This window comes from Aquabacterium sp. (assembly GCF_016234775.1).
GTDB lineage: Bacteria > Pseudomonadota > Gammaproteobacteria > Burkholderiales > Burkholderiaceae_C > Aquabacterium.
On the sequence record NZ_JACRAH010000047.1, the window covers coordinates 1 to 18,976 of the forward strand.

An 18,976-nucleotide genomic window follows, 5' to 3' on the forward strand; every position below is an offset into this window, starting at 1 on the left:
CGCTGTAGGCGAGATTGCCCACGTAAAGTTTGTTGCCCACGAGAGAGCCCCTTTCAAAGTAACCATGTGGAGCTTCAACCCATCAGGACCCATTCCAACGACGGTGCCGCTTCCAGACACAGACCAGAACATTATGGGTGATGCAGCCACATTCATCCAGCTATTTCAACCCTTATTTATCTAACCCTGTCAACCATCCGCATGCGGTGTTGCACTCTTTCCTCAAATTTCCCTAGGGGCTAGCCCCTATGATCACCGGACATAACGCGCCTTATGACATCTCGTTTTGAGCCCCCGACACCATGACGGCACCCTTCGATATTTCCACTTTCGAGCCTTCCGAGCGCTCGCTTCGGCCTCGTTTTGACTGGTGGCAGGCGCTGGTGAGGGTGCTCTCCAGTATCGAGGCGGTGCGAGATGGCCGCGCCATGTATGTCCTGCTGGCCGCTTTTTCGGGCGCGGGCCTGGCGCTGGCGTCTGCCCAGTCTTCCTTTGGGCGGGGCGAGATGAAGTGGGCGATCGGGCAGGGGGCCGCCGCTTTGTTCATTGCTTTTTATGGTTCGACCGCGGCCGGGCTGCTGTCGATGGACCGCGCCCTGGGGCGTCCCAGCCGGGACGTGGGCCAGGCGATTGAAGATGCCTTGGGTATCGGGCACCGTGTGTTGGTGACGTTGATCGTGATGGGATTGCTGGGCGCGGTTGTGGCTGCAGGGCTGCTGGGTTTGTACTGGCTGAGCGGTTTGCCCAGGATCGGCCCCTGGCTGTTTGTGCTGGTGGTGCCGGTGACGGTGCTCGTGATCGGCTTGGTGTTGATGGCCGCCGCCGTGGTCGTGGCACCGCTGACCGGGCCGACCGTATGGTCTGGCGCCTCATCTGTTGAAAGTGTGCGCTTGCTTCTCCATCTGATTCGCGAGCGGCTGCTGCAGGCGGGTGTGTTGATGGGCGGTTTGAGCCTGGCCACCGGCCTGGTCGGGGCGGCGTGCAGCGTGTTCGTGATGGTGGGTGGCCGGGTCATGGCCGAGGCTTGCATCTTTGTGCTGGGCGTGGACGTCAATCCGCAGGTGCTGATGGCCGGTTTGTTTGGCTATGGGCTGCACAGCATCAATGCAGCCGGCATCCCCAAGGAAGCCTATCCCTATATCTCGTCGGCCACAGTGGGCGGGGGCGTGGTGTTCGCACTGGCCCTGGTCATGCCGACCCTGGTTTACCTGCGCGGCGTGTGCGAGGTCTATCTGGCTTTGATGGCAGCGGACAAGGCCGAGTGAGGCCGGCGCCTTCAGGGGCCCTGGCTCAGAAGTGCGACAGGTAGCCGCCGTCCACCGCCAGGGTCTGGCCAGTTATATAGCTGGCGGCCTGGCTGGCCAGGAAAACAGCGGCTCCGGCGATTTCCTCGGGGCGACCCCAGCGGCCCAGTGAGGTGCGCCTGGCCAACCAGTCGGCCACGTCCTGGTTGCTGATCATCTCGGCGTTGGCTTCGGTGGCGAAATAGCCTGGCGCGACGGCGTTGACCGTGATGCCGCCTGGACCCAGTTCGGCCGCCAGTGCGCGTGTCGCGGCGTCCAGCCCGCCTTTGGCCACGGTGTAGGCCACGTCTCCGGCGCGCGAGATGGGGCCGGCAATCGAGGTGATGTTGATGATGCGGGCCCGGCCAGCTTCGGTGGCGCCCGTGGTTTGCATCAGTTGTGCGGCCTCTCGTGCCAGCGCCAGCGGGGCCACCAGGTTGATGTCCAGCAGGCGGCGGATGTCGTCAAGCGCGAAGTCATCGAGTGCCCGTCGATCGCGTTGCCCGACGTTGTTGACCAGGATGTCGAGCTGCCCGGCTTGCTGCTGCAGGTGCGCCAGCGCCGCTGCGCGGGCTTGATCGTTGGTCACGTCAAAGGGGAGGGCATGGGCTGCTGAGCGGGCCACATCCGCCGGTTCGCCGGCCGCGCTGACCGTGGCGCCAATGCGCTCGGCCGCATCTTGCAAAGCAGCTACGTCGCGGCCGTTGAGCCAGACCTGGGCACCAGCCAGTGCCATGGCCTGGGCGATCTCGAAACCCAGGCCACGGGTGGCGCCGGTGACCAGGGCGACCCGGCCATCCAGTCTGAAAGGGTGACTGCGCATGCTCATGTCATGATTGTGCCCCTCATGAAGAAGCGCACCTCCTCGTCATCCGTTTCTCCTTCTGTTGCCGGCCTGGTGGACGCCTGTCCCTGTGGCCTGCCTGCCACCTACGCCGCATGCTGTGGCCGCTATCACGCGGGGCCTTTGGCCTTGCAGGCCCCGGATCCACAAGCCTTGATGCGCTCCCGATACAGCGCCTTTGTGAAGGATGTGAGGGCTTACTTGCTGGAGACCTGGCATCCGTCCGAGCGGCCCGTCAGCATCGAGCCACCCGAGCCGGGTCTGAGCTGGTTGGGCCTGGATGTGAAGCGAGCGCAGATGCTGGGCGAAGATCGCGGCATCGTCGAGTTCGTGGCGCGCAGCAAGCTGGGCGGGCGGGCCCACCGCCTGCACGAGATCAGCGAGTTCGTGCGCGAGGGTGGGCGCTGGTTTTACCTGAGGGCGCAGGCTTGACCTGACGCAATCGCGCCGCACACAGTGGCGCGTGGGGCCCCCTCATGCAAGGGGTTGAACGTGGGGCGAAAGGGCTTCCCCGGGCGACAAAACTCGGGTGAAGCCCTATTGTTGACCCCATCGTCAATGCATGTAACGAAGTACATCATGTTGCCCGGACTCGAAAACCTCAATCCCATCCAGATCATGATGGGGCTCATGGGTGTCTCTGCTGTTGTGGTCACTGCCCTGGAGGGCCTGGCGATCAGCAAGCGCACCGACTGCGAACCTTATGACTGGCGGGCGTTCTGGACGACCGTGCGCATCAACCTTTTGCGTGTGCTGGTGGAGGCCATCCCGATGGGGGTGGTGATGGGGGCGGCGCTGCCTTTCGGGGCCTGGATGTACGAGCACCGTTTCTGGACGGTGCCCATGGACACCTGGTGGGGCTGGGTGGCCATGTTCTTTTGCACCGAGTTCTTCTATTACTGGCTGCACCGCGCGGGGCATCGCATCCGCTGGTACTGGGCGTCGCACGCGATTCACCACACCGGCAACCAGTACAACCTGGCGGCGGCTTTCCGCCAGTCGATCACGGGCAAGATCTCGGGTGGCTTCGTGTTCTTTGCGCCGCAGTGCCTGCTTGGCTTTTCGCCCGACGCGGTGCTGATGTCTTACGGCGTGAACCTGGTCTACCAGTTCTGGATCCACACCGACCTGATCGGCAAGATCCCCTTCATCGAAGGCATCTTCAACACGCCGTCGGCGCACCGCGTGCACCACGCCGCCAACGTCGAGTACCTGGATTGCAATTACGGCGGCACGATCCTGCTGTTCGATCGCCTGTTCGGCACCTATGTGCCCGAAAAGGACGGCGTGCCGATCCGCTACGGCCTGGTCAAGACCATGACCACCTACAGCGCGCTCAAGACCTGTCTGTTCGAGTGGGGCAACATCTTCAAGGATGTGGGGCGTGCACTGAAGGGCGGCCATCCGCTGCATGCGCTGGGCTATATGTTTGGCCCACCTGGCTGGGCGCCCAATGGCCAGGGGCTGACCACGGATCAACTTCGCGCGCAGATGAAGCGCCTGACGGGCTCGGCCACGGGCGCACCGCCAGTGGAATTGCTGGACAACTGGGCGGGCGTTCCGCCGCAGGACCAGCCGGCCGTCAACGAGTCGCCTGTTCCAGTTCGCTGATCCAGCGCATCGCCTGCTCGCGGCTGTCGCCGCACATCTCCTGGCTGGGCTGGAGCGAGCCGCATACGGCGGGGCGTTCCGGCTGGCCGAACAGGCGGCAGCGCAGGGCTTGATCCAGATGCGGGCAGGGCATGCCGGCCGGTTTGCCGTGAGGCAGTCCAGGCATGGGTGATGAGATGGAAGGGGCGGTGCAGCAGGCAGCGCAAGCGGGTCTGCAGTTCATGAGGCGTTCGAGTCAGGGTGCTCGATTGTCTCGCAACGTGGCTCACATTGGGGTGGCCAGGAATGTCCGCGCGTGATGCGCGGGCTTCGGCTCATGCTGTCGCACCGGGAAGAAGAAGCCCTGTTTTAGTTTTTGGGTGACGACAGCGAACCTTTTTAGTCTAAAAAGCTGACCGCGCCGACGCCATCCCTAATATCGAAGAGAAAGGGCGTTACCAGGCGTTTGGCGGTATCAATTCGCGCCCAAAGTGGGGTCTGCATGCTCAGGCCCTGCGGGTTTTCCGCGGGTGTGCGTCGGGTGCAGGGTGTCTTGCCCCTTCATGCGGGCGTTTCTCACAAGGCGCACAGGCCCATATCGGCACAGGGATCGGGGCTTTCAGTACAATGGAAGGTTGCCCAAAAATGAGGCAATTTCCCGAACATCAGCCCACGCAGCCAGCCCATGCTTTATCCCCAAGAATTTGATGTCATCGTGGTCGGTGGTGGCCATGCTGGAACCGAGGCCGCGCTGGCGGCTGCCCGCATGGGCTGCGCCACCTTGCTGCTGAGCCACAACATCGAGACGCTGGGGCAGATGAGCTGCAACCCGTCCATCGGTGGCATTGGCAAGGGCCATCTGGTCAAGGAAGTGGATGCGCTGGGCGGGGCCATGGCTGCCGCCACCGACGAAGGCGGCATCCAGTTTCGCATCCTCAATTCGAGCAAGGGCCCGGCTGTGCGTGCAACCCGTGCGCAGGCTGATCGGATACTGTACAAGGCCGCCATCCGCCAGCGTTTGGAGAACCAGCCCAATCTGTGGCTGTTCCAGCAGGCCGTGGACGACCTGATGGTCGAGGGTGATCGCGTGGTGGGTGCGGTGACCCAGGTGGGCATCCGCTTTCGCGCCCGCACCGTGGTGTTGACCGCCGGCACCTTCCTGGACGGCAAGATCCACGTGGGCCTGAACAATTACAGCGCAGGGCGGGCAGGGGATCCGCCAGCCGTGTCGCTGTCGGCGCGCCTGAAGGAGTTGAAGCTGCCGCAAGGTCGCCTCAAGACCGGCACACCTCCCCGCATCGATGGCCGTAGCATTGATTTCAGCAAGCTGAGCGAGCAACCCGGTGACGGTGTCGGGCTGGTCGGCAGCTGGGGCGAATCCGCCCCGACGGGCCCCGAGGTGCCGGTGTTCAGCTTCCTGGGTACGCCCGATCAGCACCCGCGCCAGCTGCCTTGCTGGATCACGCACACCAACCAGCAGACGCACGACATCATCCGGTCCGGCTTTGACCGCAGCCCGATGTTCACCGGCGTGATCGAAGGGGTGGGGCCACGCTATTGCCCGTCCATCGAAGACAAGATCAACCGCTTCGCTGACAAGGACTCGCACCAGATCTTCCTGGAACCCGAAGGCCTGACGACCAACGAGTTCTACCCCAACGGCATCAGCACCTCGCTGCCGTTCGATATCCAGCTCAATGCGCTGCGCACCATGCCTGGTCTGGAGAACGCCTACATCCTGCGGCCGGGCTATGCCATCGAGTACGACTACTTCGATCCGCGTGAGTTGAAGTCCACCTTCGAGACCAAGGCGATCCAGGGCTTGTTCTTTGCCGGGCAGATCAATGGCACCACCGGCTATGAAGAGGCAGCGGCACAAGGTTTGTTTGCTGGCTTGAATGCGGCCTTGCAGGCTCAGGGCCGAGATGCCTGGATGCCGCGCCGCGATCAGGCTTACCTGGGTGTGCTGGTGGACGACCTGATCACCAAGGGCGTGACCGAGCCTTACCGCATGTTCACCAGCCGGGCCGAGTTCCGCTTGCAGTTGCGTGAAGACAATGCCGACATGCGCCTGACCGAAATCGGCCGTGAACTGGGCCTGGTGGACGAGGTGCGTTGGGCTGCCTTCAACCGCAAGCGCGATGCTGTTTCACGTGAAACAGAGCGGCTGCGCTCGACCTGGGTTCGCCCGGCGACCTTGCCTGTTGCGGATGCAGAACGCCTGTTGGGCAAGACCCTGGAGCGTGAGTACAACCTGGCCGATCTCTTGCGTCGCCCCGGTGTGGACTACGACAAGGTGTGTGAGGTGGGCATGATCGCGGCTAAACGTCAGGCCTGCCTCCGTGCCGAAGCAGGCAAGACGGCGTCAACCGAGGGTGGTGTTTCACGTGAAACAAGCGCCATTGTCGACAGGGCAGGGATGCGAGCCGAGTTCGGTGTGGCCTTGGCCGAGGCCGTGATCGAGCAGGTCGAGATCAGCATCAAGTACGCCGGCTACATCGACAAGCAGAATGACGAGGTCGAGCGCGCGGCGCACTTCGAGAACCTCAAGCTGCCGGCCGAGCTGGATTACATGCAGGTGTCGGCCTTGAGTATCGAGGTGCGTCAGAAGCTGAGCAAGCACAGGCCAGAGACCTTGGGGCAGGCATCCCGTATTTCCGGCATCACGCCAGCGGCCATTTCGCTGCTGCTGATCCACCTGAAAAAAGGGCGCTTCAAGGGCTTCGCGGCCAACGACAATGCCGGCTCTGATGCGGCTGCTTGAGCGGTGAGTCCGGGGCGCCACCCCTGAGCGGCAGCGGGCCTGCGCGGTTTGGCTGGGCAATAAACAAGATGAATTCAAGGTGCTGACGCCTGATATCCGGTGCGCAGTGCAGACAGCTTTTCTGGAGTGGGGATGTCTTCTCAACACAAACGGGGTTCTCAGCGTGGCGGTGTCTCTTCAGGCACCATGGGCGCGAAGGCCGGTTTTGGCGACGCTCAAACGGCTGCGCCCAGGCCCAAGCCGGCGCCAGCCAGGCGCGTGGAAGCCTGGTCTACCGAGCAGTGGGCGTCGGCTTTGCCGCCGGTGCTGAGCAGCTTGAACCTGGTCCTGAGTTCCGAGCAGCAGCAAAAGCTGGCGGCCTATATGGTCTTGCTGGCGCACTGGAACAGCACCTTCAACCTCACCGCACTGCGCGATCCGCAGGACATGCTGACCCATCACCTCACGGATTGCCTGACGGTGCTGGCACCGCTGGGCCGCCATCTGGATCAGGTGTGTGCGGGCAGGGCGGCCGAAGCGGGGGCCATTCGCCTGCTGGATGTGGGCAGTGGTGGCGGCTTGCCAGGTGTGGTGCTGGCCATCTGTTGCCCGGATGTGCAGGTCACTTGTGTCGATACGGTTGGCAAAAAGGCTGCCTTCATCAAGCAGGTGGCGGCCGAGTTACGCTTGCCCAATCTGCGTGGTGAGCATGCGCGCGTGGAGCAACTCAAGGGCTCGTTCGACCTGATCACCTCCCGCGCCTTTGCGTCCTTGTTGGACTTCGTCTCGCTGACCCGCGCCATCCTGGCTGATGGGGCGGTGTGGATGGCCATGAAGGGCAAACACCCTGAGGATGAACTGGCGCAGTTGCCTGCAGATGTGGACGTGTTTCACGTGGAACAACTGCAGGTGCCTGGGCTGGATGCGGAACGCTGCCTGGTCTGGATGCGGACCAAGGGCTGAGGTCTTCGCGTCTCCTTTGGACGCGTGCGCCATGGTGAGGTGACCATGCATGCCGAGGGCGGCGCAACAGGGCGACGTCGGTGAGCGCCTGCTCCGCTCCTGACGCGGGGCGATACCGAGCGTGCTCACCATTTCCGCCTGAACACGAGCCTGACCATGCAGCGAGCCAGGACGCCGCGAATGGTCGCTTCTCAGTCGCTCACCGCCGCCACCCTGCGACACAGCGAGGCTCGCGCAGACCTACACATACCGAGCCCATGGCTGTTATTCGTGGCGCGCCCCATGTGTCCGGGACCTGGTGAATTGGGTGGGCGGATGAAGCGACCATTCGCGGTGTCCTGTGCGTGGCCAGCCTGGTCGGTGTTGAAGGGGTGACCTGTGCGTTGCGCGGTGGTGCCCCGCGTCAGGAGCGGAATCCGCCCACCCGGTTCACCAGGTCTTGCTCGGGCTCCGCATGCGCTTCGGCCGGACACGACCGATCAGACAAATGTCCGAAGCAGCAACCCCGAGCAAGGCCTCAAAACCACATTCATGCTGCGGCGCGTCAATCTTTTCCGCCATGTGGGGGATCCCCCGTCAACCACATGAGATGCTCAGTTGTTGTACATGGATTCGACATCGGGCACGACAGGAGACCCCCACATGCATGCTCACGTTTGGACAAAGATGGCACTGGCCTCGGCCCTGTTGGTAGTGGGCATGAGCGCACAGGCCCAGACGTCGAGCGGTGGTGTGGGCACCGCAGGGCAGGGGGCCGTCGGGCAACACACCCGACCCGCACCCGTCTCCGGCAAGGTGAGCAATGATCCCGCTGCCGTCGCCTTGCGGCCGGCCGCTCAGGCTCCGGCGCCGGTCACCTCCAAGGCCACCCAGGTTGCGCCACCAGCCAACCCCAATGAGCCCTTGTTCTCTGCCGCTGCCGAAATACCTGGTCATGCCACTGCGGCAACACCAACTGCTGCGCCCAAACCAGCAGAGTCGGCCACACAACGCCAGCCCCATAAGGACCGCACGGAAGGGGTGAAGAAGCGCAGCAAGACCACACCTCAGCCGCACGACAAGAAGGTGAGTGGCAAGCCACGTCAGACCGCCAAGGGCCCAGGTAAAGACGCGGCCAAGGACGAGGGTGCCAAAGGCAGTAAAGGCAGTAAAGGCACTAAAGGCAGCAAAAACGCCCACCAGGGCAAGAAGACGTCAAACAAACAGCCTGCCGCTTCCTCAACGGCGAAGGCTGCCCATGCGGCCAAAGCTGACGCTGGCAGGAAGGCGGTGAAGTCGTCGGGCCATCAAGCCAGCCAGCAGAAGAAGTCAGCCAAGGCCCATGACAAGACTGGTGACAAGGCTGCTGTCGCTCATGCCGCCACCGCCGGCAAGCGGGCATCCGGCAAGGCCGGATATCAGGCGGCGCCCAAGCTGGCTTCCAGTGCCGCGGCAGGCAAGGCAGGCAGCAAGGCCACCAAAAAGACGGCCGCCAGGACCGACCAAATGGGTAATCAAAAGGGCACTCAAATGGGCGCTCAAAAGGCCAAGCCCAAAGCCGATCAGAAGGCTCACCACGCCAAGGCAGCGCACGCTGCCCGCCACAAAACCTCGCACGCTCAGCAGGCTGTGGTGGCCAAATCGGCCGCAACCAAAGCTTCTGCGCCCTCCGCCAAAAAGGCCGCCAAGCACGCCCGCACCCACAAGGCTGCAGCGTGACCCAGGCGGGGCCGCTGTTTCACGTGAATCGCCTAGAACAGCAGCCTGCGCGCGACATGAATCCACGCGCATCGCTCGCCAGGCCTCGGCAGCAACACCGACTACAGAGATAATCAAGGCATGCCGCACATCTTCTGTATCGCGAACCAAAAGGGCGGGGTGGGCAAGACCACCACCACAGTCAACCTGGCAGCGGGCCTGGCCCTGATCGGCCAGCGCGTGCTGATCGTCGATCTGGACCCACAAGGCAACGCCACCATGGGTTCGGGTGTGGACAAGCGCACCCTGACGCAAACTGTGTATGACGTGCTGCTGGAAGATGCCACCATCGCCGAAGCCCGTGCGCGCAGCCCCAAGGGCGGCTACGACGTGCTGGGCGCCAACCGCGAACTGGCCGGCGCCGAAATCGAACTGGTGACGCTGGAGCGCCGTGATCGCCGCCTGAAAACCGCGATCGAAACCGCTGCCGCGGATTACGACTTCGTGCTCATCGACTGCCCGCCATCGCTGAGCCTGCTCACGCTCAACGGCCTGACCTGCGCCCACGGCGTGATCGTGCCGATGCAGTGCGAGTACTTCGCGCTGGAAGGCCTCACCGATCTGGTCAACACCGTCAAGCAGGTGCACGCCAATCTGAACCCGGAGCTGCAGTTGATCGGCCTGTTGCGCGTCATGTTCGACCCGCGCATCACGCTGCAGCAGCAGGTGAGCGAACAGCTCAAATCGCACTTCGGCGACAAGGTGTTCGATGCCGTGATCCCGCGCAATGTGCGCCTGGCCGAGGCGCCCAGCTATGGTGTGCCGGGCGTGGTGTTCGATCCGTCCAGCAAGGGTGCGCAGGCCTTCGTGGCGTTTGCCGAAGAGCTGGTCAAGCGGGTCAGGAAGATGGGCTGAGTCCGCCGGTTATTCAAGCCATATTTCGCTCAAGTGCGCCATAAACTTTCCGAACAATCAGGAGATTTGTTGGGAGAAAGCAATGTGGGGATGGTGTGATGCACGAGTGTGCCTGGTGATGCTGGGCGCGGTGTGCACTGGTGTGACATGGGCTCAGATCGGCTGCACGCCTTCGACGCCCTCTCGTTACGATACATCGACTGGGGTGAAGTCCAGCGCGTGTGGCGTCAACAGCCGGCATCGACTCGGCGCAGACGACGGCACACGTGGCCGCAACTACCAAGGCGGTAGTTCGTATTACGGTTCGGGTAGCAGTTATCGCTCGTCGAATGGTCGGGCCTCGGAGTTGCTCCCCTATCTCAGCCCGCGCTGTGCAGAGTTGAACGATGCCATCCGGACGGCGCCTGCTCGAGGTGTGCATGGTGACCTGTTGTACCAACTGCAAAACGAATACCGCGATAGATGCAGCGATGAGGACGCCATGGCCCGCAAGCGCTTGTACGAACAGCGATCCGCCGACCGACAGGCGCAAAGCGAAGCCCGCGAGGTGGGCCTGGCGCAAAGGCAATTGAGCGAGCGAGAGCAGGCGCAATGCGCCGAGTTGCTGCGCATTCTGGCTGGCAGACGCAAACGTCTGGCTGAGTTGACCCCTGGGGAACAGGGCGATTTGCAGCGCTCAGAATCGGCCTACAACCAGCGCTGCGGTCGATGAGGGCGGGGGCGGCACCTTCAGCTGCCTGAGAGGTGCTCTTCCAGGCAACGCAGCAGGGCCATCACGTCCAGCGGTTTGGTCAGATAGGCCTTGAAGCCATGGGCGCGTGCCGCATGGATGCGGTCGGGCATCGCATCGGCTGACAAGGCCACGCGGGGGATGTCGCGGGTGCGGTCGTCGGCATCCAGCGCCTGCGCCAGATCCAGCCCGGTCATGTCTCCCAGGTGCATGTCGATCAGCATCAGATCAGGGTGGCTGCGACGCGCCACGTCCAGTGCACGGGTGCCGTTCATGGCCACCAGCAGCCGCCAGTGCGGGCGCAGCTTGATCACCTGGTGCACCAGCGCCACGTTGACCTCGTTGTCTTCGGCATAAAGGATGGTGGCAGGGCGGGCGAACAGGTCGCCATCGGACAAGGGGATCTGGTCTGTGGGCTCGGGTTCGTGATCGGCGGCGGGCAACTGGATGCGCACGCAGGTGCCTTCGCCTTCCCGGCTGTGGATCTCGATGTGGCCGGCCATCAGCGACACCAGCTTGTGCACGATCACCAGGCCTATGCCGGTGCCTTCGATGCCGCTTTGCTCGACGCCCAGGCGGTTGAAAGGTTGAAACAGCTGCGCGCATTGATCGGGGTTCATGCCGATGCCGGTGTCCTGCACCTCGATCAGCACCTCGCTGCCAGCGCGGCGTGTACGCACCTGCACCAGGCCATGGGCGCGGTTGTACTTGATGGCGTTGCTCAGCAGGTTGACCAGAATCTGGCGCAGGCGCACCCGGTCTGCCATGGCATAAACGTGGCAACCCACGCCTTGCGTGTCGATGCGGATCTGGCTGTGGCGGGCTTGTGCGGCCACCATGTTGATGGCGTCGTCGGCGATCAGGTCGATGTCCTGCGCGGCAATGGTCAAGGGCAGGTCGCCCGCTTCGATGCGAGACAAGTCCAGCACATCGCCCAGCATGGACAGCAGGTGCTGCCCGGCTTTTTCGATGAGGTTGACACGGCGGCGGTGCTCGTCGCCGAACACGCTGCTGCGGTCCATCTGCAGCAACTGCGCAAAGCCGATGATGGCGTTGAGCGGGGTGCGCAATTCATGGCTCATGCGTGAGAGGAACTCGCTCTTGGCATGGTTGGCGCGCTCGGCCGTCTGGGCCGTGATCACGGCTTCAGCGTACAGCTTCTGCTCGGTCACGTCCTGCACATAGCCGTACCATGCCGTGCTGCCATCCGGACCTTCGCGGGCTGCGATCGATTGCCCGGCCATCCAGCGCAAGCCTTTCCTGGGCAGGATGGTGCGGTACTCGAAGTGCTGCAACTGGCCTTCTTCATCCGCGACTTCCCGGCTGAGCTGCATGACCAGGGGCAGGTCATCCGGGTGGATGCGTTCGTAGTGCGCCGACCAGTTCATGCCCGTGGCGTCGGCGTCCAGCTCATACAGCTCGGCAGCGCGTTCGCTGATGTAGTGCAACTGGGCTTCGCCACCGGGCGGCACGACAACCTTGAACAGCACGCCAGGGATGTGCTGGCTCAGGCCCTTGAGCAGGCCTTCCCGAGCACGCAGGCGCTTTTCCAGCTGTGCCTGGCGTTGCGTGAGGGCGGTGATTTCCGCCCGAGCACGATCCAGCTCTGCGCACAGGTCGGCGACAGTGTCGGCGGGAGCTGAAGAGTCTGCCGGATCGTTCATTGGGGGAGATATCGGATGACCATGAAGTGACTTGATTCGATTCCTGTCCCATATTCACGTGAAGGGCCACTTGCTTGCGGGGTGGTCGTGCGGAGAGGACTTTGTTAACTTGTGCCAGCGTGAATTTCTCACATTTCTTCGAAGGACCATCTCATGTCGACCCGCGCTGGCTTGCTCGCTCTTCACCCCCTGGCGGCTGCCGTTGGCATCGGCTTGTTCATGCTGGGCCAGGCTCATGCCGCCACCGAAGTGCGCGCCACGGCGTCCTACAGCCTGGGTGGATCGGCCGCGACGGTGCTGGATTCTGGCGTGTCCACCAATGCCGTGGACGTGCTGACTTTTCCCTATGACTACAACGGCAACTCGGCAGGTATCCACACCTACGGCAGTCCCAGCGGTGATTTTGGCAGCCGGTCTTCCGGTTCTGGCACGTATGACGTGACCGGCCTGTTCACGCTGACGCAGTCCATCACCAACACCTCGGCCGTTGCACAACGCGCCACCTTCAACTTCTACATCACGCCGGGTCTGCTGCAAAACGACATCCGTTCGGATCTCAGCAGCAACGGCTACTACGTGGCGGCTGGCATCAATTTCAACATTCTGCGCAATGGCGCATCCGTGTGGAACAGCCAGGCTTCGCTGCGTACCGATGCCAGCGGCACGTCCTACAGCCACAGCGGCGCGGACATCCTGATCCAGTCTGATGCCACCACCTATACGATCGCCGGCGGCGCCTATTCGGTGGACCTGGGTGTGATCAACGCAGGTCAATCCATCAACCTGCAGTACTCGCTGAGCACTTATGCCAACGGCAATGCGCCTGGTGCCGGTTATTTCACGGTGCCCGAGCACACGGTGAACGTGCCCGAACAGACCATCTTCCATCCCGAGCACTCGTACGAGCAATGGGTGTCTGACGGCTACGGCGGGTATGGTGGTTATGGCGGCTACGGTGGCTATGGCGAGTGTGGCTATGAGTGCGGCTACGGCGGCAATGGCCACTGGGAAACCGTGACGGTCCCGGCCTACACGGAGGTGATTCCTGCCCATACGGTGACCACGCCTGCCTATACGAGCTATGGCCAGAGCAGCGGCTCGCACGCGAGCTCCGGCGATCCCTTCGACGTCGATTGGGACGGCGCGCCGAGATCGGTCTATGACGTGACCGGCAATTTCGCCAAGCCACCTGCCAGTCCTTTTGAGGTGACCATGGCCCCTGTGCCCGAGCCTGAGGCCTATGCCATGGTAGTGGGTGGCCTGGCCGTGGTGGGCGCCCTGGCGCGCCGTCGCCGCAAGCCTCAGGCCTGATCACTCAGGCCGGTATCAGTGACTCGAAGGCGTCCACCAGTTCGGTGGTTTGCCCTTCGTGCGTGAAGCCCTGATAGCGCTGAGCCAGCGCTTGCGCAGCCTGCCGGTGAGCAGGCTGTTGCAGCATCTGCTTGAGCAAGGCCTGGTAGTCGGTCGGGCGAGGGCGTGCGGCCACATTGATGCCCGCACCAGCCTGCTCGACCCGCACGGCCATCAGGAACTGCTCGGCCTGCGTGGGCAGCATCAGCACGGGCACTCCCGCCAAAATGGCCTGCGCCAGCGTGGCTTCGCCCGCATGGCAGATGGCCAGTTGCGACTGCGGCAAAGCCTGCCCCAGATGCACGGGGCCCTTGGCATATCGAATGCGCGGCGAGCGCAAGGGCTCGGGCATGCCGGCTGCCACTTCCGGCAAATAGCACAGTGTGCGGCAGCCCATTTGATCCAGCGCCTGCAGCAAGGCCAGGTGATCCGGGTGGGTGCTGCGGATGTAGGCGAACACGGCCGGGCCATTACCCTCAGGCCATTGCGGCGCCAGACCACCTGATGGCAGGAAGGTGGGCCCCATATAGCGTTGGCCTGCGGGCAGGGCGCCACGGCCATAGTGGTCCAGCTCGGGCCAGGTGCAAAGCAGGGGCCGGTTGCCACGGAAGATGTCGGCCAGCTTGTTCAAGGCCGGCGCCTGATAGCTGTGCAGCACCTCGTTGACCGTGCCCAGTACCTGTTGATCGTAGTGTTCGACGCGGCCCGCGGCGATGGGCTCCCAGGTGCGAAACGGGGGCAGGGGGCTGGCATCAGGTGGCACGTAGAAACCGATGCCCACCGAGGCCACGGGGATGCCCAGCGTGCGTGCTGCGATGGTGGCCGTGGGGGCGTAATCGGCCACGATCACATCAGGCTGGCACATGTTCATCACGCCGCGCCAGCCTTCCACCAGCCCGGTCAGGGAGCTGGCCTTGAGGTAGCCGTTGGCCATCACGATTTCGCTCAGGCTGATCACCGGGTTGGGCACGCCCACGGTTTGATGCAGCCAGATGGGGGCTTGCAGGATGCGGGCACCTTGCGCATTCAGATCGCCCAACAAGGCGCGTGTGTGCACGATGTCGCGCAGCATCAGATCGACCTGATGGCCACGGCGCATCAATTCCTGCGCCAAGGGTTTGAAGCGCCCGGCGTGGCCCAGGCCACCGCCGAATTCCCAGCACAACAGAAAGCGGGCCATGTCTGCTTCGATCCCTTGTGAATCAGTCAATGTGAGCCTGCATTGTAGAAACACGCGCAAACAGCGGACAATCGCGCCCATGGTCACGAAAAAATCCAAAGGCCTGGGCATGGGCCTGGAGGCCTTGCTCGGCCCCAAAGTCAGCGATCAACCCAAGGCCTCGCCTGATGGCGCGCCCTCCGTATTGCGCCTCGATCTGATGCAGGCAGGCAAGTACCAGCCGCGCACGCGCATGGATGAAGGCTCGCTCTACGAGCTGGCCGAAAGCATCAAGGCGCAGGGCATCATGCAGCCCATCCTGGTGCGCCCCATCGGTGGTGGCCGCTACGAAATCATCGCCGGTGAACGCCGCTCGCGTGCCGCCAAGCTGGCTGGCCTGACGGAAGTGCCGGTGCTGGTCAAGGACGTGCCGGACGAAGCCGCGGCCGCGATGGCCCTGATCGAGAACATCCAGCGCGAAGACCTCAACCCGCTGGAAGAAGCACAAGGCCTGCAGCGCCTGACCAGCGAGTTCGGCCTCACGCACGAACAGGCAGCCCAGGCCGTGGGCCGCTCGCGCAGCGCCGCCTCCAACCTGCTGCGCCTGCTGAACCTGGCCGAGCCCGTGCAGGGCATGCTGATGGCCGGTGACATCGACATGGGGCATGCCCGTGCGTTGCTGCCGCTGGACAAGGCCGTGCAGATCACCACGGCCCACGAGATCGCCGCCAGGAAGCTCAACGTGCGCGAAGCCGAAAAGCTCGTGGCCAAGGTGCAGGGCGCCGGCCGCCAGACGCCGCTGCTGCGCGTGAAGTCCGAGAAGTCGCGCGATGTGGTGCGCCTGGAAGAGGAGCTGTCCGACATCCTGACCGCGCAGGTCGAGATCGTCGTCAAGCGCAAGACCAAGCGTGGCGAGCAAGGCGAGATCACCATCCAGTTCGGCAGCCTCGACGAGCTCAATGGCCTGATCGACAAATTGCGCGGCGGCGCGGCCGAATAAGCCCCTCGCAACCCAACGCACACACGGAGCGCCCACAGGCATGCGTACATGGCCTCTGCCGGCCTTGCTGACCTGGGCCCTGGCCTGGGCCCTGGCGCTGGCCTTGCGGGCCGCACAGGCCCCGCTATGGGCCTCGTTGATGCTGCCCACGGCCTTGGGTGTGTGTGCCACCTGGTTGCCCTTTGTGGCGTCCACCACCTGGCGGCGTGTGTTCGTGGCTGCGGGCTTTCCCATGAGCGTGATGGCGCTGGGGCAGGGCGCAGGCTTGCCGGGCTGGCTCTGGCTGGCGCCGCTGGCCTTGCTGCTGCTGGCCTACCCGGTGCACGCCTGGCGTGATGCGCCGGTGTTCCCTACGCCGCGTGGTGCCCTGGAGGACCTGCCTGCGCATGCGCCCCTGGCTGCCAGCGCTGCGGCTGACCACGCCGCGCCCAGGATCCTGGACGCCGGCTGCGGCATGGGCGATGCCCTGGTCGAACTGCACAAAGCCTATCCGCAAGCCCGCATCGAAGGCATCGAGTGGAGCTGGTTGTGGCGCATCGTGGCCGCGCTGCGTTGCCCCTGGGCCACCGTGCGCCAGGGCGACATGTGGGCCCAAAGCTGGGCTGATTTTGAGCTGGTTTACCTGTTCCAGCGGCCCGAGACCATGCCCCGCGCCATGGCCAAGGCCCGTGCCGAGATGCGCCCCGGGTGCTGGTTGGTGAGCCTGGAGTTCGAGGCCGTGGACGAGCGCGGCATCGCCTGGAAGCCGCATGCGCGCTTGAGTTTGCAGGGCTCACGCCCGATATGGGTGTATCGCATCGGCTGACGCGATCGGGTTTACCCGTCTACACTGTCCACCATTGAGTGAAAGCCCCTGTAATGACGTTTACGCCTGACGATTTCCGCGCCGCCTTGGGGCAATTTGCCACGGGGGTCACGATCGTCACCGCACGCGATGTCGAGGGCAACCTGGTTGGCCTGACGGCGAACTCCTTCAACTCGGTGTCGCTGTCCCCCCCCTTGGTGCTGTGGAGCCTGTCGCGGCATTCCACGTCCATGCCGGGCTTTCTGTCAGCCGGGCACTACGCCATCAACGTGCTGGCCGCCGATCAGCGCCTGCTGGCCGAACGTTTTGCCAAGAAAGGCATTGACCGTTTTGAAGGCACGCCCTGGCGGCCAGGCCTGACCGGCGCCCCCGTGATCGACGGTGCCGTGGCCGTCTTCGAGTGCACGCACCGCAGCCAGTACGACGAAGGTGATCACGTCATCTTTGTGGGCGAGGTCCAGCATTGCCGCCGCCGCGTGGGGGCAGGGCCGCTGGTGTTCCACGGGGGGCGCTTCTTCACCGACCTGCCGATCTGATGGTGCGCCTGGCGCAAGCCGGGCTCAATCGAGCGACGGTCCTTCGCACTGGTCCAGCAATTTGAGAAAGCGCGCCACATCCAGCGGCTTGGTCAGGTAGGCCACGAACCCGCGCTCTTTGGCTTCGCTGATCTGATCGGGCATGGCGTCGGCGGACAGGGCCACGCGTGGGATGCTGGCCGTGGCGGGCTGCGTGGCCAGCGCATCGGACACATCCAGGCCGCTCATGTCGCCCAGGTGCATGTCCAGCAGCAACAGATCAGGTGGGCAGGCTTGTGCCATGGTGATGGCCTGTTGGCCGCTGTAGGCCACGTCCAGGTGCCAGTGGGGGCGCATCCGCATGACCTGGCGCAGCAGCTCCACGTTGATCACGTTGTCCTCGGCATAGAGCACCGTGCGGTTGCGCAGCCCCAGTTCATCGAGACCGCCAAAACCGCTTCGGGGCGCTGCTTCCGCGCAGCGGGCATCCAGCGCCGGAGGCCGAGCCAGTGGCAGCCAGACCCGAAAGCTGGTGCCGGTACCCGGCGTGCTGCTCACCTCGATGTGCCCATCCATCAGGTCCAGCAGGCGCTTGACGATCACCAGTCCGATGCCGGTACCTTCGATTCCAGTGCGCTCGGCGCCCAGCCGATTGAAGGGTTCGAACAGGTGCGAGACCTGCTCCGGCGTCATGCCATGGCCGGTGTCGCTGACCGTGATGAGCACGCGGCCCTGCAGGGCCATGGCTTCGATCAGGGCCTGGCCGCCCGCACGGTTGTACTTGATCGCGTTGGACAGCAGGTTGACCAGCACCTGGCGCAGGCGCACCCGATCGGCCTTGACGAACACGCCGATATCCGGCGAGTTGTGATTCAGCGTCAAGCCCGCGTCGCGAGCCTGGTTGCTGATCAGCGCCAGTGCCTCCTCCAGCACGCTGCTGACGGACAAGGTCTCGATGGACATGGGCAGGCTGCCCGCTTCGATGCGCGACAGGTCGAGCACGTCGGTCATCATGGCCAGCAGATGCGCGCCTGCCTTCTCGATGTGTTCCACCTTCTGGCGCTGGGCCTCGTTGATCGGATTGCGCGGGTCCACGCGCAGCAGCTGTGCAAAACCCAGCATGGCATTGAGCGGGGTGCGCAGCTCGTGGCTCATGCGCGAGAGGAACTCGGTCTTGGCCTTGCTGGCGCGCTCGGCGGTGCGGGCTGCACCCAGCGCTTCCTGCATGCGCAGGCGTTCGCTGATGTCTTCGACCACCGAGACCATCTGTACCGGCCGCCCCTGTTCGTCCTTGAGCAGCACCACACTGAGCATGACGTGCACGACTTCGCCATCAGGTCGCACGTAGCGCTTTTCACGGGTCAGGCGATCTTGCTGACCGTTGAGCAAGGCTTCGGTCGTGGCCAGGTTGGCGGGGGCCTCATCGGGGTGCGAAATGTCCAGGAAGTGCAGCCCGATCAGGTTGTCCCGCTCGCGCCCGGTGATGTCGGCAAAGCGCTGGTTGACTTCGACGAAGCGGCCGTCCAGCGTCAAGCGGGCGATGCCGACCCCGGCGGCCTCGAAGATGGCGCGGTAATGTTGATCCCCGGAAGGTATCTCCGGGCTTGCGCCAGAGTGAGATGAGGCGGTGTGATCACGTGGCGAAGTGGGGCGGGAACCGGGGGCGAGGCTGGACATGGCAACAGCGGATATCGGACACCACCTGGGTTCCACTGCATTGAACCGGCGGTGGTGTGAT

General features: G+C 63.9%; 18 protein-coding genes. 13 read left to right on the forward strand and 5 right to left on the reverse strand.

The window, feature by feature from the left end; genetic code table 11:
* Positions 1-184, forward strand: a 184-nt coding sequence (locus HY836_RS14385; RefSeq protein ID WP_290677071.1) for a hypothetical protein, incomplete at its 5' end; no start/stop codon positions are given.
* A 118-nt stretch (positions 185-302) separates the two neighbouring features.
* Positions 303-1,265, forward strand: coding sequence for a hypothetical protein (locus HY836_RS14390; RefSeq protein WP_290677074.1), 963 nt, complete (start codon positions 303-305; stop codon positions 1,263-1,265).
* A gap of 25 nt (positions 1,266-1,290) precedes the next feature.
* Here the strand turns inward: HY836_RS14390 and HY836_RS14395 are convergent, their stop codons facing one another.
* Positions 1,291-2,106: an SDR family oxidoreductase gene (locus tag HY836_RS14395; protein ID WP_290677077.1), complete on the reverse strand. Its 816-nt coding sequence runs from the start codon at positions 2,104-2,106 to the stop codon at positions 1,291-1,293.
* Positions 2,107-2,130: 24 nt separating this feature from the next.
* Here HY836_RS14395 and HY836_RS14400 point away from each other — a divergent pair, with 24 nt between their 5' ends.
* Positions 2,131-2,559, forward strand: a complete 429-nt coding sequence (locus HY836_RS14400) for a YchJ family metal-binding protein (protein WP_290677080.1) — start codon at positions 2,131-2,133, stop codon at positions 2,557-2,559.
* Between the two features lie 147 nt (positions 2,560-2,706).
* The gene (locus tag HY836_RS14405; RefSeq protein ID WP_290677083.1) at positions 2,707-3,738 is read left to right on the forward strand and encodes a sterol desaturase family protein; all 1,032 of its coding nucleotides are present in this window, start codon (positions 2,707-2,709) and stop codon (positions 3,736-3,738) included.
* On the opposite strand, the gene HY836_RS14410 is transcribed toward HY836_RS14405, so the two are convergent.
* Positions 3,710-3,961: a YkgJ family cysteine cluster protein gene (locus tag HY836_RS14410; protein WP_290677085.1), complete on the reverse strand. Its 252-nt coding sequence runs from the start codon at positions 3,959-3,961 to the stop codon at positions 3,710-3,712. The genes HY836_RS14405 and HY836_RS14410 overlap by 29 nt on opposite strands.
* Positions 3,962-4,402: 441 nt before the next feature.
* Here HY836_RS14410 and mnmG point away from each other — a divergent pair, with 441 nt between their 5' ends.
* The 5 genes from mnmG (at position 4,403) to HY836_RS14435 (ending at position 10,727) form a co-directional block, all read left to right on the forward strand.
* Entirely contained in the window at positions 4,403-6,481 is a 2,079-nt protein-coding gene (gene mnmG / locus HY836_RS14415; protein ID WP_290677087.1) for a tRNA uridine-5-carboxymethylaminomethyl(34) synthesis enzyme MnmG, read from the forward strand.
* A gap of 132 nt (positions 6,482-6,613) precedes the next feature.
* The gene (gene rsmG, locus HY836_RS14420; RefSeq protein ID WP_290677089.1) at positions 6,614-7,423 is read left to right on the forward strand and encodes a 16S rRNA (guanine(527)-N(7))-methyltransferase RsmG; all 810 of its coding nucleotides are present in this window, start codon (positions 6,614-6,616) and stop codon (positions 7,421-7,423) included.
* A gap of 642 nt (positions 7,424-8,065) precedes the next feature.
* Positions 8,066-9,121, forward strand: a complete 1,056-nt coding sequence (locus HY836_RS14425; RefSeq protein WP_290677092.1) for a hypothetical protein — start codon at positions 8,066-8,068, stop codon at positions 9,119-9,121.
* 120 nt (positions 9,122-9,241) lie between these two features.
* Entirely contained in the window at positions 9,242-10,015 is a 774-nt protein-coding gene (locus HY836_RS14430) for a ParA family protein (protein ID WP_290677095.1), read from the forward strand.
* A gap of 205 nt (positions 10,016-10,220) precedes the next feature.
* Entirely contained in the window at positions 10,221-10,727 is a 507-nt protein-coding gene (locus tag HY836_RS14435; protein ID WP_290677098.1) for a hypothetical protein, read from the forward strand.
* A 17-nt stretch (positions 10,728-10,744) separates the two neighbouring features.
* Here the strand turns inward: HY836_RS14435 and HY836_RS14440 are convergent, their stop codons facing one another.
* Positions 10,745-12,409, reverse strand: a complete 1,665-nt coding sequence (locus HY836_RS14440) for an ATP-binding protein (protein ID WP_290677129.1) — start codon at positions 12,407-12,409, stop codon at positions 10,745-10,747.
* 153 nt (positions 12,410-12,562) lie between these two features.
* On the opposite strand from HY836_RS14440, the gene HY836_RS14445 reads away from it, so the two are divergent.
* On the forward strand, positions 12,563-13,720 hold the full coding sequence (locus HY836_RS14445) for a PEP-CTERM sorting domain-containing protein (protein WP_290677132.1): 1,158 nt from the start codon (positions 12,563-12,565) through the stop codon (positions 13,718-13,720).
* A 4-nt stretch (positions 13,721-13,724) separates the two neighbouring features.
* On the opposite strand, the gene HY836_RS14450 is transcribed toward HY836_RS14445, so the two are convergent.
* Complete coding sequence (locus HY836_RS14450) at positions 13,725-14,939, reverse strand: nucleotide disphospho-sugar-binding domain-containing protein (protein ID WP_290677135.1); 1,215 nt, start codon at positions 14,937-14,939, stop codon at positions 13,725-13,727.
* A 79-nt stretch (positions 14,940-15,018) separates the two neighbouring features.
* On the opposite strand from HY836_RS14450, the gene HY836_RS14455 reads away from it, so the two are divergent.
* The 3 genes from HY836_RS14455 to HY836_RS14465 are packed head-to-tail and all read left to right on the forward strand — an operon-like array spanning position 15,019 to position 17,259.
* Entirely contained in the window at positions 15,019-15,918 is a 900-nt protein-coding gene (locus HY836_RS14455) for a ParB/RepB/Spo0J family partition protein (protein WP_290677138.1), read from the forward strand.
* Between the two features lie 40 nt (positions 15,919-15,958).
* On the forward strand, positions 15,959-16,723 hold the full coding sequence (locus HY836_RS14460; RefSeq protein WP_290677141.1) for a trans-aconitate 2-methyltransferase: 765 nt from the start codon (positions 15,959-15,961) through the stop codon (positions 16,721-16,723).
* Positions 16,724-16,776: 53 nt separating this feature from the next.
* Positions 16,777-17,259: a flavin reductase family protein gene (locus tag HY836_RS14465; protein WP_290677145.1), complete on the forward strand. Its 483-nt coding sequence runs from the start codon at positions 16,777-16,779 to the stop codon at positions 17,257-17,259.
* A gap of 24 nt (positions 17,260-17,283) precedes the next feature.
* Here the strand turns inward: HY836_RS14465 and HY836_RS14470 are convergent, their stop codons facing one another.
* Positions 17,284-18,915: a PAS domain-containing hybrid sensor histidine kinase/response regulator gene (locus tag HY836_RS14470; RefSeq protein WP_290677148.1), complete on the reverse strand. Its 1,632-nt coding sequence runs from the start codon at positions 18,913-18,915 to the stop codon at positions 17,284-17,286.
* Between the last annotated feature and the right edge of the window lie 61 nt (positions 18,916-18,976).

What these genes read in the sequence shown, in the direction of transcription:
- HY836_RS14390 (WP_290677074.1), top strand. Translation starts at nt 303, where the DNA reads ATGACGGCACCCTTCGATATTTCCACTTTCGAGCCTTCCGAGCGCTCG.
- HY836_RS14395 (WP_290677077.1), bottom strand. Translation starts at nt 2,106, where the DNA reads ATGCGCAGTCACCCTTTCAGACTGGATGGCCGGGTCGCCCTGGTCACC.
- HY836_RS14400 (WP_290677080.1), top strand. Translation starts at nt 2,131, where the DNA reads ATGAAGAAGCGCACCTCCTCGTCATCCGTTTCTCCTTCTGTTGCCGGC.
- HY836_RS14405 (WP_290677083.1), top strand. Translation starts at nt 2,707, where the DNA reads ATGTTGCCCGGACTCGAAAACCTCAATCCCATCCAGATCATGATGGGG.
- HY836_RS14410 (WP_290677085.1), bottom strand. Translation starts at nt 3,961, where the DNA reads ATGAACTGCAGACCCGCTTGCGCTGCCTGCTGCACCGCCCCTTCCATC.
- mnmG (WP_290677087.1), top strand. Translation starts at nt 4,403, where the DNA reads ATGCTTTATCCCCAAGAATTTGATGTCATCGTGGTCGGTGGTGGCCAT.
- rsmG (WP_290677089.1), top strand. Translation starts at nt 6,614, where the DNA reads ATGTCTTCTCAACACAAACGGGGTTCTCAGCGTGGCGGTGTCTCTTCA.
- HY836_RS14425 (WP_290677092.1), top strand. Translation starts at nt 8,066, where the DNA reads ATGCATGCTCACGTTTGGACAAAGATGGCACTGGCCTCGGCCCTGTTG.
- HY836_RS14430 (WP_290677095.1), top strand. Translation starts at nt 9,242, where the DNA reads ATGCCGCACATCTTCTGTATCGCGAACCAAAAGGGCGGGGTGGGCAAG.
- HY836_RS14440 (WP_290677129.1), bottom strand. Translation starts at nt 12,409, where the DNA reads ATGAACGATCCGGCAGACTCTTCAGCTCCCGCCGACACTGTCGCCGAC.
- HY836_RS14445 (WP_290677132.1), top strand. Translation starts at nt 12,563, where the DNA reads ATGTCGACCCGCGCTGGCTTGCTCGCTCTTCACCCCCTGGCGGCTGCC.
- HY836_RS14450 (WP_290677135.1), bottom strand. Translation starts at nt 14,939, where the DNA reads ATGGCCCGCTTTCTGTTGTGCTGGGAATTCGGCGGTGGCCTGGGCCAC.
- HY836_RS14455 (WP_290677138.1), top strand. Translation starts at nt 15,019, where the DNA reads ATGGTCACGAAAAAATCCAAAGGCCTGGGCATGGGCCTGGAGGCCTTG.
- HY836_RS14460 (WP_290677141.1), top strand. Translation starts at nt 15,959, where the DNA reads ATGCGTACATGGCCTCTGCCGGCCTTGCTGACCTGGGCCCTGGCCTGG.
- HY836_RS14465 (WP_290677145.1), top strand. Translation starts at nt 16,777, where the DNA reads ATGACGTTTACGCCTGACGATTTCCGCGCCGCCTTGGGGCAATTTGCC.
- HY836_RS14470 (WP_290677148.1), bottom strand. Translation starts at nt 18,915, where the DNA reads ATGTCCAGCCTCGCCCCCGGTTCCCGCCCCACTTCGCCACGTGATCAC.